This window comes from Bacteroides sp. Phil13 (genome assembly GCF_001940965.1).
Classification (GTDB): domain Bacteria; phylum Bacteroidota; class Bacteroidia; order Bacteroidales; family Bacteroidaceae; genus Bacteroides; species Bacteroides intestinalis.
Window position 1 is genome coordinate 19360 of sequence record NZ_MSHA01000093.1, and the last position, 12062, is coordinate 31421.

At 42.6% G+C, this 12062-nt stretch carries 12 protein-coding genes; 4 read left to right on the plus strand and 8 right to left on the minus strand.

The features are described from left to right. Positions 1 to 25: 25 nt before the first annotated feature. The 6 genes from BWI44_RS18475 to pstC form a co-directional block, all read right to left on the minus strand. On the minus strand, positions 26 to 565 hold the full coding sequence (locus BWI44_RS18475; protein WP_007664900.1) for a nitroreductase family protein: 540 nt from the start codon (positions 563 to 565) through the stop codon (positions 26 to 28). Positions 566 to 570: 5 nt separating this feature from the next. After that, on the minus strand, positions 571 to 1173 hold the full coding sequence (locus BWI44_RS18480) for a riboflavin synthase (RefSeq protein WP_007664903.1): 603 nt from the start codon (positions 1171 to 1173) through the stop codon (positions 571 to 573). Between the two features lie 427 nt (positions 1174 to 1600). Beyond that, on the minus strand, positions 1601 to 2296 hold the full coding sequence (phoU, locus tag BWI44_RS18485; RefSeq protein WP_007664909.1) for a phosphate signaling complex protein PhoU: 696 nt from the start codon (positions 2294 to 2296) through the stop codon (positions 1601 to 1603). An 82-nt stretch (positions 2297 to 2378) separates the two neighbouring features. Next, complete coding sequence (gene pstB / locus BWI44_RS18490) at positions 2379 to 3134, minus strand: phosphate ABC transporter ATP-binding protein PstB (RefSeq protein ID WP_007664912.1); 756 nt, start codon at positions 3132 to 3134, stop codon at positions 2379 to 2381. Positions 3135 to 3156: 22 nt separating this feature from the next. After that, positions 3157 to 4017, minus strand: coding sequence for a phosphate ABC transporter permease PstA (gene pstA / locus BWI44_RS18495; RefSeq protein WP_138292451.1), 861 nt, complete (start codon positions 4015 to 4017; stop codon positions 3157 to 3159). 27 nt (positions 4018 to 4044) lie between these two features. Then, positions 4045 to 5229: a phosphate ABC transporter permease subunit PstC gene (gene pstC / locus BWI44_RS18500; protein WP_195209678.1), complete on the minus strand. Its 1185-nt coding sequence runs from the start codon at positions 5227 to 5229 to the stop codon at positions 4045 to 4047. A gap of 258 nt (positions 5230 to 5487) precedes the next feature. Here pstC and BWI44_RS18505 point away from each other — a divergent pair, with 258 nt between their 5' ends. From BWI44_RS18505 to BWI44_RS18515, 3 genes are all read left to right on the plus strand, one after another. After that, the gene (locus BWI44_RS18505) at positions 5488 to 6297 is read left to right on the plus strand and encodes a PstS family phosphate ABC transporter substrate-binding protein (RefSeq protein WP_195209679.1); all 810 of its coding nucleotides are present in this window, start codon (positions 5488 to 5490) and stop codon (positions 6295 to 6297) included. Positions 6298 to 6359: 62 nt separating this feature from the next. Further along, positions 6360 to 8099, plus strand: coding sequence for a glutamine--tRNA ligase/YqeY domain fusion protein (locus BWI44_RS18510; RefSeq protein ID WP_195209680.1), 1740 nt, complete (start codon positions 6360 to 6362; stop codon positions 8097 to 8099). A 27-nt stretch (positions 8100 to 8126) separates the two neighbouring features. Next, complete coding sequence (locus BWI44_RS18515) at positions 8127 to 9551, plus strand: tetratricopeptide repeat protein (protein ID WP_195209681.1); 1425 nt, start codon at positions 8127 to 8129, stop codon at positions 9549 to 9551. A 72-nt stretch (positions 9552 to 9623) separates the two neighbouring features. Here BWI44_RS18515 and BWI44_RS18520 read toward each other — a convergent pair whose 3' ends face one another. Both BWI44_RS18520 and tpx read right to left on the minus strand, forming a co-directional pair. Next, on the minus strand, positions 9624 to 10532 hold the full coding sequence (locus tag BWI44_RS18520) for a polyprenyl-phosphate transporter (RefSeq protein ID WP_138292447.1): 909 nt from the start codon (positions 10530 to 10532) through the stop codon (positions 9624 to 9626). A 221-nt stretch (positions 10533 to 10753) separates the two neighbouring features. Further along, positions 10754 to 11254 (minus strand): thiol peroxidase, encoded by a 501-nt coding sequence (gene tpx, locus BWI44_RS18525; RefSeq protein ID WP_021967221.1) that lies wholly within the window; start codon positions 11252 to 11254, stop codon positions 10754 to 10756. A gap of 125 nt (positions 11255 to 11379) precedes the next feature. Between tpx and BWI44_RS18530 the strand changes: the two genes are divergently transcribed. Next, on the plus strand, positions 11380 to 12000 hold the full coding sequence (locus BWI44_RS18530) for an HdeD family acid-resistance protein (protein WP_195209682.1): 621 nt from the start codon (positions 11380 to 11382) through the stop codon (positions 11998 to 12000). Positions 12001 to 12062 lie beyond the last annotated feature (62 nt).

Below are 12062 nucleotides of genomic sequence, written 5' to 3' on the forward strand. Positions count from 1 at the left end.
TTATCACTTACCGCTAATCACTAAATCAGTATTTATTGTAAGAAACCACCTTTTCTTTCGGCTTTCTTGCTTTCTTCCGCTTCTCTTTCACGGAATAGCCAATGGTGATAACCAACAGCAAGCGTTTGGAAGAGGGAATACCGGTCAGCTTCTTGATTTCTTTCTCATCAAACCAACCGAGAATACAAGAGCCCAACCCTTCACTCTCGGCAGCCAATGTGATATGAGCAGTGGCAATGCCAATATCTATTAAAGGGAAATACTTGTCTTTAATCTTTGCACCCAGAAATGAAGTTACGTTCATTGATTCCTCCACCACCAAAATGTGTACAGGAGCATCTTTAGCAAACTTATTCATTCCCAGTCCGGCAGTGGCCTTACCTACTTTGACGGACAACTCCGGATCATTAATTACAACAAACTTCCACGGCTGCGCATTACAAGCCGAAGGTGCCAGACGGGCAGCTTCCAATATCCGTTCCAGCTTCTCAGGCTCAACAGGACGGCTCATATCATAAGCACGGTCGCTCTGCCGAGAAGCAACTAACTTCAGAAAATCTTCCATATCTATTAGTTAAACTGTATCATCCGGCTGATATACTTGCCGATAATATCAAATTCAAGATTCACTACACTACCTGCTTTGATATCGTGGAAGTTCGTATGCTCGAAAGTGTAAGGAATAATAGCTACCTGGAAAGTATCGTCTGTCGGGTTGCACACTGTCAGGCTTACCCCGTTCACGGTTACCGAACCTTTGTCTACCGTGATATATCCACGCTTGGCCATTTCCTTATCGAAAGTATACCGGAAAGTAAAGTAATAACTTCCTTCGGCATCTTCCACATTTATGCAAGTGGCAGTCTGGTCCACATGTCCCTGCACAATATGCCCGTCCAGACGGCCGTTCATCATCATGCTGCGTTCTACGTTCACTACATCCCCGACTTTCAGAAAGCCAAGATTGGAACGTTCCAATGTTTCCTTCATGGCAGTAACCGTATAGGAATCCTCCGTCATGCTGACTACCGTAAGGCACACACCATTGTGAGACACACTTTGGTCTATCTTCAATTCATTTACAAATGAGCACTTGAACGTGAAGTGTACGTTCTCTTGTTCTTTTACCAATGCCACGAGGGTGGCGCATTCTTCTACTATTCCGGAAAACATAAGTCTATTTATAATTTAGTGATTTACAATTCCTCATTCTGGTGGTACAAAGATAATGCAAATTGAGCGCAGAACTTTCATGCTTGCATGAAAAAGTTCTGCCGAGATGCAGTTTATCTTCTCTAAAGATACGAAATAAATGTGACATAGGTACAAAAAAAATGGAGCTTTTCACAAAGCCCCATTTTTCAGTTTTCAATAGGTATTAGTTTTTTTTTAAGGTAAAAAGATTGTTTTCAGGATAACGCTGCAAATATAGCGGCTTTTCGAGATACTTACCAAATTTAAAAACATGTCTTATAACATCTTTTTGAAATTTCTTTGGTTTTATTACCACTTATGTAGCCTTTCTACACCCGCAATCGTTTTCAGTGGACAAATATATATCATTTTTCTAACAAACACTAAATTTTATCTAAAAAAGAGCTTATTTCTTAGTTAAAGGGTAATGTTCGTCTGTTTTTCCGCTATGTTTTAACACTTTTGCATCGATAAAGAAGACTATTTCTTCTGCAATGTTAGTGATGTGGTCGCCGGAACGCTCCAACTTACGGAACACACTTACCAGGTTCAAACAGGGCAGTACAGCCTCGGGATGCTGGGCAATGTAGTCTGCTAAAACAGTAGTAGCTTCTGCATTGATTTCATCCAATAAATTATCTTTAGCAAATACCGAAGTCGCCAAATCCTGATTTTCTTCCTGAAGAGCTTTCTTGGCAAGCTCCAGCATAGCAAGTACCTGCCTCTGCATTTCTTCCAAGCGCAATCGTTTCAGAAGTTCCGGATCAAGAACCGGTTCCTTGCAATTCAGAACGAAGCGGGCAATACCCTCGGCAAAGTCACCAAGACGCTCCAGATTCGTATTGATCTTCAGCATGGCAAGCACAAAGCGCAGGTCGATGGCTACAGGATTATACAAAGCAATGATATCTTCAATATCGCTGTCTATCTTCAATTCTAGGGCATTCACACGACGTTCACGTACCAGTACCTGTTGCGCCAGTTCACGGTCAAAGGTCAACACAGCCTCCCCTGCCCTGTCGAGCTGGTTATATACTAAGGTCCACATTTCGTCTATTTCTTTTTTCAGCAAGACGAGTTCCGATTCGATAAACTTTACCATAAATTTCTATTTTAAGATTACTTGTATCATAAATTAAAGGAAGCCCGAGGTTCCTTTTTGTTTCTCCACAGGAAACAAACGCTTACCCGAAGCGTCCCGTAATGTAATTCTGAGTCTCCACCTTATCAGGGTTCGTAAATATTTTCTTGGTATCGTCAAACTCCACCATTTGCCCCAGATAAAAGAACGCTGTTTTATCACTAACGCGAGCAGCCTGCTGCATATTGTGTGTAACGATAACAATCGTATACTGCTCTTTCAGTTCGTGAATAAGTTCTTCTACCTTAGCCGTAGAAATGGGATCGAGTGCAGAAGCCGGTTCGTCCATCAGTAACACGGAGGGAGATACAGCCATGGCACGAGCTATGCAAAGACGCTGCTGCTGTCCGCCGGAAAGTGCATAGGCAGAAACTTTCAGTTTATCCTTTACTTCATCCCACAAAGCTGCCCCTTTCAAGGATTCTTCTACACGCTGGCGGATGAAGCTACTGTCTGTCACGCCATTCACTCGAAGTCCATAGGCCACATTCTCAAAGATGCTTTTCGGAAAAGGATTAGGACGCTGAAATACCATACCTACCTTCTTGCGAAGTTCATCTACCTGAATATCTTTTCCATAGATATTCTCTCCATCGATATGAATCTCACCTGTCAGGCGGGTATTGGGAATAAGATCGTTCATACGATTGAACAACCGGAGGAAAGTAGATTTGCCACATCCCGAAGGTCCAATAAATGCTACTACCGAACGTTCTTCTATCGACATGCTGATACCTTTCAAAGCATGGAAATCTCCATACCAGAAGTTTACATTATTTGTTTCTATTTTACCAATCATTTTATTTTCTGTTTTATTCCTGTTAGTTCATCTTTACTTTTTTCTCGAAATATTTTCGCAAAGCATTTGCCAGAAGATTTACCAAAAGGATGATTACGATTAAGACCAGAGCCGTGCCATAAGCCAGTGGAAGCTGGGCATCCATATCTGTGCCACTGGTAGAAATAACATACAGATGATAGGGCAATGCCATACACTGGTCGAGTATACTTGTGGGGAGTTGTGGAAGGAAATAGGCGGCACAAGTAAACAAGATAGGTGCAGTCTCGCCGGAGACACGTCCCAGAGCCAGAATCAACCCCGTAATCACATTAGGCATCGCCATAGGCAGAACAACGTGCCAGATAGTCTGCAACTTAGTGGCCCCTAACGCACGGCTTCCCTCACGCAAAGTATCGGGAATGGCTTTCAACGCTTCCTCTGTGGTACGGATAACCAAAGGCACACACAACAATCCCAACGTAAGTGAACCGGCCAGGATGCTATCGCCAAATCCCATATAGTTAACAAATAAAGCCATACCGAAAAGACCAAAAACAATGGAAGGTATGCCGCTCAGGTTATTTGTCATCATACGGATGAACCGGACTACCCAGCCTTTCGGCGCATACTCATTCATGTAGATTCCACTCATCACTCCTACCGGGAAGGCAAACAGGGCACTGCCTATCATCAGATAGAATGTTCCGACAATGGCGGGGAAAATACCTCCTGCCGTCATACCGTCCGTGGGGGCAGTAGTCAGGAACTCCCAGCTGATAACTCCCACACCTTTATATATAATGAAGCCGAGAATGGCAAAGAGTATCCCCACCACTGTCAGGCTCAGCAAACGGAATATTCCGAATGCAATACGTTGCGAAAGATGTTTCCTATCTATCATACTTATTTTTCTTTTCTCTATAAGACATTATCTTTTCCGGGCTGACACAGCTTCTACCGTGAAGTTTATCAGCAAACTAATAAAGAACAGCACTACACCCAAAAGAAATAAGGCTTCATAATGTGCTCCCCCGGCAGGTGCTTCTCCCAGTTCCGCTGCAATCGTTGCAGGTATGGTACGCAACGGCTCCAGAATGGTATGCGGTATGACTGCCGCATTACCTGTCACCATCAGTACCGCCATTGTTTCACCGATAGCACGCCCGATTCCCAATACCACGCCGGAAGTGATACCTGATACGGAATAAGGTATCACCACCTTATATATGGTCTGCCATTGTGAAGCTCCCAATGCAAGGCTGGCTTCCCGCATGGCACGGGGACAGTTGCGCATGGCATCTTCCGTCACCGTTATAATCGTAGGCAATGCCATTATAGCCAATACGATGCTTCCCGCCAGTCCACTTTCACCCACAGGCAGATTGAATACTTTCTGGATGAATGGTACAATCACAATCAGTCCGAAGAAACCATAGACCACCGATGGAATGCCACTCAGCAACTCAATGATCGGTTTCAGCAGATTACGTATCCTGGAATTTGCCACTTCGGACATATAGATAGCAACTGAAAGCCCAAAAGGCAATGCTATCAGGATGGCAAATAAACTCACCCACAGTGTACCGGTTATTAAGGGTAGAAAACCGAATTGTGCGGCAGGTGTAGCCGTCGGAAACCATTCCGCCCCCGCAAAGACATCTTTCACCGAAATGGTGTTATCCTGCAATAAGTGGACGGAATCCGGACGAACAATAAACTGTTGCGGTACAAAAGCAATAATGCCTGGCGTACGTTCCACCAGTTCGGTAATCTTTACTCCGGCATGTTCATAAGCTGCCCCCAGTTCTTCCTCGGTATAATACTGAGTGATATCTTCCAAACGGAAAAGCCGGATGGACATATCCTGCCCCCCGACTTCATTCCAGTTTGTTATCTCCTCATCGAAAACATCTTTTATCTGAGCCGGGGTCAGCTCACTTACCTTATTATCTTTATTCAGTGCCAATACATATCCTTCTTCAATTACCCGGCTGTTGAACAGTCCCAACGCCTCGGAAAAAAGAAACAGAATGATGAGCACAATGGTGATGCTTGTTACAAAACCGCTACAAGCTAACACTCCTTCTATTATTTTCTCAAAAAGCTTCTTCATAAATGCCTATTGAATTTCGTATGCAAAGAAACCACGTCGATGTTAAGAGAGTGTGACTAAGGTTTGAAAGAAATGTTTCAAACCTATTACAAAAGCGTTACAACCTCCAAAAACACAAGTTTTGTAATTAGATTGTAATGCGCAATTGTTTTATTTGCAAGCAATAAACAAATAGAATAATATTTGGGTTCTATTATCACCCACTTTTGAGTATAATAAAATTCATTATAAATAGAATAAAAAACAATTTTGAATAAAATGAAAACAATAAGTATCATCCTATTCCTGACATTGGCTGTAAGCAGCCTACAGGCGCAACGCATCAAAGGCAGTGACACCGTACTACCTGTAGCACAACAGACTGCCGAAAGATTTATGGCCCTCAATCCCGACGCCCGTGTTACCGTAACCGGTGGTGGCACCGGAGTGGGTATTTCCGCTCTATTGGACGGAACGACAGATATTGCCATGGCATCCCGCCCCATTAAATTCAGTGAGAAGATGAAAGTAAAGACAGCCGGAAAAGAAGTGGAAGAAGTGATCGTAGCTTACGATGCCCTTGCCGTTGTGGTTCACCCCTCCAATCCCGTAAAGCAACTGACGCGCCAACAACTGGAAGATATCTTCCGAGGTAAGATTACGAATTGGAAGCAAGTGGGTGGAGATGACCGTAAAATCGTGGTGTACTCTCGCGAAACATCTTCGGGTACTTATGAATTCTTCAAAGAAAGTGTTCTCAAAAATAAAAATTATATGAGTAGCAGCCTCTCTATGCCTGCCACCGGTGCCATTATACAATCTGTCAGCCAGACGAAGGGAGCAATAGGATACGTAGGATTGGCTTATCTTTCCCCTCGTGTCAAATCACTGTCCATTTCTTACGACGGGACACACTTTGCCCCACCCACTATGGAGAGTGCTACAGATAAGAGTTACCCCATTGTGCGGCCTCTATACTATTATTATAACACAGAAAACTCTGAACAAGCAAGTCCTCTCATTGATTTCATCCTTTCACCTGCAGGTCAGGAAATCATTAAAAAGAGTGGATATATTCCCGTGAAATAAGGATATACGAAAAAAATGTCTTACTTTTGTAGCTCGATTTTTAGAATATATACATACCAATTATGGCAGATATTAAGAGCGAAGAAGCAGGCGAAAAAAAGAGCCTCAACTTCATTGAACAAATTGTTGAGAAAGACTTGAAAGAGGGTAAAAATGGTGGTAAAGTGCAAACACGTTTCCCGCCGGAGCCCAACGGATACCTCCACATCGGACATGCCAAGGCTATTTGCCTTGATTTTGGTATTGCAGCCGACCACAATGGCATTTGTAATTTGCGTTTCGATGATACGAATCCGACCAAAGAAGATGTGGAATATGTAGAAGCTATCAAGGAAGATATCCAATGGCTGGGTTACCAGTGGGGTAATGAATACTACGCATCCGATTACTTCCAGCAATTATGGGACTTTGCCATCCGCCTTATTGAAGAAGGTAAAGCATATATCGACGAGCAGACTTCGGAACAAATAGCACAGCAGAAAGGCGCTCCTACCCAACCGGGTGTGGAAAGTCCTTACCGTAACCGTCCGATAGAGGAAAGCCTCTCCCTGTTCAAGAAAATGAATACAGGTGAAATAGCAGAAGGCGCTATGGTGCTTCGTGCCAAGATTGATATGGCAAACCCGAATATGCACTTCCGCGATCCTATCATCTATCGCGTAGTGAACCATCCGCATCACCGTACTGGTACAACGTGGAAGGCCTATCCGATGTATGATTTCGCTCACGGACAAAGTGACTACTTTGAAGGTGTAACGCACTCTCTCTGTACATTGGAATTTGTTCCCCACCGTCCGCTCTATGATCTCTTTGTAGACTGGGTAAAGGAGGGTAAAGATCTGGATGATAACCGCCCCCATCAGTACGAATTCAATAAGCTGAATCTCAGCTATACCCTGATGAGCAAGCGCAACCTGCTGATTCTGGTAAAAGAAAAACTGGTGAACGGATGGGATGATCCCCGTATGCCGACTATCTGTGGTTTCCGCCGTCGCGGATACTCACCTGAAGCCATCCACAAGTTTATTGACAAAATAGGATATACCACATACGATGCACTCAATGAATTCGCTTTGCTGGAAAGTGCTTTACGCGAAGATCTTAACACCCGTGCAACCCGTATCTCGGCAGTAATGAACCCGGTAAAACTGATTATCACCAACTATCCTGAAGGAAAAGTGGAAGAACTGGAAGCAATCAATAATCCGGAAAAGCCGGAAGAAGGCAGCCACTTCATTGAGTTCAGCCGCGAACTGTGGATGGAACGCGAAGACTTCATGGAAGATGCTCCGAAGAAATACTTCCGTATGACTCCGGGCCAGGAAGTACGCTTAAAGAGTGCTTATATCGTAAAATGTACCGGTTGCAAGAAAAATGAAGCCGGAGAAGTAGTTGAAGTATATTGCGAATATGATCCGAACACCAAGAGCGGTATGCCCGAAGCAAATCGTAAGGTGAAAGGTACCCTGCACTGGGTAAGTTGTGATCATTGCCTTGAAGCAGAAGTACGCCTCTACGACCGCCTTTGGAAAGTGGAAAACCCACGTGACGAACTGGCTGCTATCCGCGAAGCTAAAAACTGTGATGCACTGGAAGCAATGAAAGACATCATCAATCCGGACTCACTGAATATATTGCCTCATTGCTACATTGAAAAATACGCTGCCGGCATGAAACCGCTTACTTATTTGCAGTTCCAGCGCATCGGATATTTCAACGTAGATCCAGACTCCACACCAGAGAAAATGGTATTCAACCGCACTGTAGGCTTGAAAGATACCTGGGGCAAAATAAACAAATAAAAATAGGATTATAGGAGTAAACAATTAATGAGCAATAAAAACCTGCTGTCCGGCAGGGATAAAGAGTTACAGGAACTTGCCGAACAATATGAAGCGGCAATGGCCGAAAGCAAACCGTTCTATCAGGATGCAGATGAGTTAGCTGATCTTGCCGACTGGTATGGTACAAGGAAAAGATATAATAAGGCTTTTGAGATTGCAGAATATGGATTAAAGCTGCATCCCGATAGCACTGAACTTATGATTGAATACGCTTACCTGCATCTGGATAACGGAAAGAAAGCGAAAGCACGTGAAATCATTGAGAATCTTCCCGATACTTATTCGCCCGAAGCAAAAGTGGTGCGTGCCCATTTGCTATTGAGTGAAGGTAAACTGGATGATGCCGAACAGTTACTCGACACGATTGAAGATAAAGCTGATCTGGCAAATGTGGTAGATGTATCCTATATGTATCTTGACATGGGGTATCCGGATAAAGCCTTGGCATGGCTCGATCCGGTAAAGGAAGAATATTCTGATGAAGAAGTCTATATTGCCGTGGTTGCAGACTGCCTTTATGGCAAAGGCATGACCGAGGAAGCAATTCCTTTATATAACCGCCTCATAGACATGAATCCATATTCGGCTCCTTACTGGTTCGGATTGGCAAGATGCCACTTCGAAGAGATGAACTTCAACCAAGCTATTGATGCTTGCGATTATGCATTGGTGGGTGACGATGAATTTGCAGACGCCTATGTAATGAAAGGGCATTGCTTCTACCAATTAGGTAACGAAGATGCTGCTCTGGAGCATTATCAGAAAGCGGAAGAGCTTCATGGACTTGCTCCCGAATTTATCTATACATACATTGGATTATGCAAGGTATCCAAAGGAGAATGGAAGGAAGGTTATGAAAATCTGGAGAAGGCAATTCTGGAAAATGAAACAGATGAAGTTGCTTCTCCAATACTGCCCAGCTTATATGCCAATGCAGGGCTTTGCCTCTCCAAGATGGGGAAGAAACGCAAAGCACACCAATATTGTAAAAAAGCACATAAACTGTCACCGGAAGAGCCGGAATCTCTTCTGATAGAAGGTCGCATATACATTGAAGAAGGGGACTACGACAAAGGAATAAAGCAGTGGGCAAAGGCCTTGGATTGCTCTCCTACTGCCGACACCTGGAATGAAATAGGTATGCATAGCATGGAAATCGGTTGTCTGGATTATGCCAAGCTAGCTTTTGAACGTGTCTGCGAATTGGAACCGGACTTTGATGGTATCAACGAGAAGTTGACGGTACTCTACATGACGCTGCATGATAAAGAGAACTTCATAAAGTATAATCAGAAATGCCCCCGCCCATTCGATTTAAAAGAATTGGAGAAGATGCAGATGCTTATGGAAAGTGAAGACCGGGAAGACCTGGCCGCTTATATGCAAAACATCATAAAAGCATTGCAATAAAAAGAAATAGAGAGTAAAGGAATCTTTACTCTCTATTTTATATATACCCTCAAGATATTTGTTTGCTATCTCTTATTTAGCACTACGAGTAGAAAGCTTTTCCAGGAAATATACCAGGAAGAAACCCACTATCATCAATACTACAGCCTCAACAACATACTGATTGGGCAGAATATTACTTTCAACCAATGGTTTCACTACCCCATGACTATCAGTAAAAGTTTCTATAGTTTCCTTCCAAGGCCACACTTTGTTTAGTGATCCCAACATGAAACCTGTCAATACAGCCAATGTAATATTGCGGAAATGCTTTAATGCGTACGAAAGAACACGTGAGAAAGAAGTTATACCAATAAAAGCACCCACAAAAAACACTAATAAAACCGTTATATCAAGTGTTTTGACAGCCTCCATTATAAAAAAGTACTTACCTAACAGTACCAAAATAAAGCTTCCCGATATACCCGGCAATATCATAGCACAAATGGCAATCGCTCCACAAAGGAATATAAAAAATAAGTTGGAAGGAGTTTCTGCAGGAGTTGCTACCGTAATATAATATGCAACTGCCACACCTATAATAAATGCCGGAATCGTTTTCTTGTTCCATTCCTTTATGTCTTTTCCTACAAACCATGTGGATGCCAGTACCAGTCCGAAAAAGAAAGCCCAAACCATAACCGGATGGTCCGTAAGCAACCATGTGATAATTTTAGCTAATGAAAATACGCTGATTCCAATTCCCGCCAGCAGAGAGATCAGAAAATTACCGTTAATCGCTTTCCAGAATGCTCCCCATTTTCCTGTGAAAAACAACTTTAGACTTTTTCCGTTAATGCTTTTTATCGAATCTACCAATTCGTCATAAATACCTACAATAAAAGCAATTGTCCCCCCCGATACACCGGGAACCACATCAGCTGCTCCCATTCCCACACCTTTCAGCATGAGTAGGGCGTAGTCTTTTAAACCTCGTTCCATCTTTTTCTTTATCAATTAACCTATTAATACTTGATTTATAGGACGCAAAGTAAAACAAAAAAAGCCAGTTACTCACTATAAATCAATCAAAAATATCCGAAAAACACATTGGAATTTTATACAACAGTTGCATACGGATATAAAAAAGAAATGGTGTATAATAGTCTCACGACTACTATACACCTGGTCTTTTCTAATTGCTTATTAAAATCTGAGGTTTACTACTTTACAGCCTCTATTGCTTTGTCATAGTCCGGCTCCTGGGTAATTTCAGGTACCAGTTCAGTGTATGCAACCTTTCCATCCTTACCGACAATAACTACTGCACGTGCCAGCAAGCCACCCAACGGTCCATCTGCCATACGCACACCGTAACTTTCATCAAAATCAGAGAAACGGAAATCAGACAAAGGAATTACATTTTCAATACCTTCCGTAGTACAGAACCGTGCATGGGCAAAAGGCAAATCTTTGGAAATCGCCAAAACCACTGTATCTGGCAGACTCGCTGCCAGCTTGTTGAACTTGCGCACAGATGTTGCACAAACACTGGTATCCAAACTTGGAAAGATATTCAATATTACATTCTTACCTTTCAAATCTTTCAAAAAGAAAGAAGAAAGATCTGTTTTTACTAACTCGAAGTCGGGAGCAACTGTCCCTACTTTTATAAACTCGCCGATAATCTTAACCGGCTGTCCTTTAAATTTTGTTGTAGCCATAGTTTTCTTGTTTTATATGTCTATATAACAAACGAACTGTTGGAAAAGTTCGCCCAAAACTTTTCCAACTGCAAATTGTTACTCTCACAAACATGATTACAATAACCATTTAAAATTAAATTTGCATGAAAACTTTATTTGACGAACTTCAATACGAAGTAAAAAACTGGTGGATGTCTCTCCTACTTGGTATACTCTATGTAGTAGTTGCTATAAGTCTGATGTTTGCTCCGTTCAGCGGTTATGCAGTTTTGAGTATTCTGTTCAGTATATCGATGCTGTTCAGCGGTTTGTTAGAGATTTCTTTCGCCGTAAGCAACCGGAAGAATGTTTCCAGCTGGGGTTGGTATCTGGCAGGTGGTATCATCGACATGGTATTAGGTTTCTATCTGATAGCTTATCCGCTGTTAAGCATGGAAGTAATTCCATTCATCATCGCATTCTGGTTAATGTTCCGCGGCTTTTCTTCCATCGGCTATGCCATGGATCTGAAAAGATATGGTACCAGAGACTGGGGATGGTATATTGCCTTCGGCATATTAGCTGTGATTTGTTCACTCCTCATTCTGTGGCAACCGGCAATAGGTGCCATGTATGCTGTCTACATGATCTCATTTGCATTCCTTATTATCGGATTTTTCCGTATTATGTTGTCTTTTGAATTGAAGAACCTTCATAAGCGAGGAAGAAGTATGAAAGATAAAAATGAAGAAAAAGAAATTCCAAAAGAAATTCCAGTAGAATAAGTAGCAATCCAGCCCGGAAAAACGAGTTGACTAAAGAACCTGGCAACAGGAACTTGCCAACT

Excerpts from the sequence above, each read along its gene's own strand:
- BWI44_RS18520 (WP_138292447.1), bottom strand. The coding sequence starts at position 10,532 with ATGGAACGAGGTTTAAAAGACTACGCCCTACTCATGCTGAAAGGTGTG.
- pstA (WP_138292451.1), bottom strand. The coding sequence starts at position 4,017 with ATGATAGATAGGAAACATCTTTCGCAACGTATTGCATTCGGAATATTC.
- tpx (WP_021967221.1), bottom strand. The coding sequence starts at position 11,254 with ATGGCTACAACAAAATTTAAAGGACAGCCGGTTAAGATTATCGGCGAG.
- phoU (WP_007664909.1), bottom strand. The coding sequence starts at position 2,296 with ATGGTAAAGTTTATCGAATCGGAACTCGTCTTGCTGAAAAAAGAAATA.
- pstC (WP_195209678.1), bottom strand. The coding sequence starts at position 5,229 with ATGAAGAAGCTTTTTGAGAAAATAATAGAAGGAGTGTTAGCTTGTAGC.
- BWI44_RS18475 (WP_007664900.1), bottom strand. The coding sequence starts at position 565 with ATGGAAGATTTTCTGAAGTTAGTTGCTTCTCGGCAGAGCGACCGTGCT.
- BWI44_RS18515 (WP_195209681.1), top strand. The coding sequence starts at position 8,127 with ATGAGCAATAAAAACCTGCTGTCCGGCAGGGATAAAGAGTTACAGGAA.
- BWI44_RS18480 (WP_007664903.1), bottom strand. The coding sequence starts at position 1,173 with ATGTTTTCCGGAATAGTAGAAGAATGCGCCACCCTCGTGGCATTGGTA.
- BWI44_RS18505 (WP_195209679.1), top strand. The coding sequence starts at position 5,488 with ATGAAAACAATAAGTATCATCCTATTCCTGACATTGGCTGTAAGCAGC.
- BWI44_RS18530 (WP_195209682.1), top strand. The coding sequence starts at position 11,380 with ATGAAAACTTTATTTGACGAACTTCAATACGAAGTAAAAAACTGGTGG.
- pstB (WP_007664912.1), bottom strand. The coding sequence starts at position 3,134 with ATGATTGGTAAAATAGAAACAAATAATGTAAACTTCTGGTATGGAGAT.
- BWI44_RS18510 (WP_195209680.1), top strand. The coding sequence starts at position 6,360 with ATGGCAGATATTAAGAGCGAAGAAGCAGGCGAAAAAAAGAGCCTCAAC.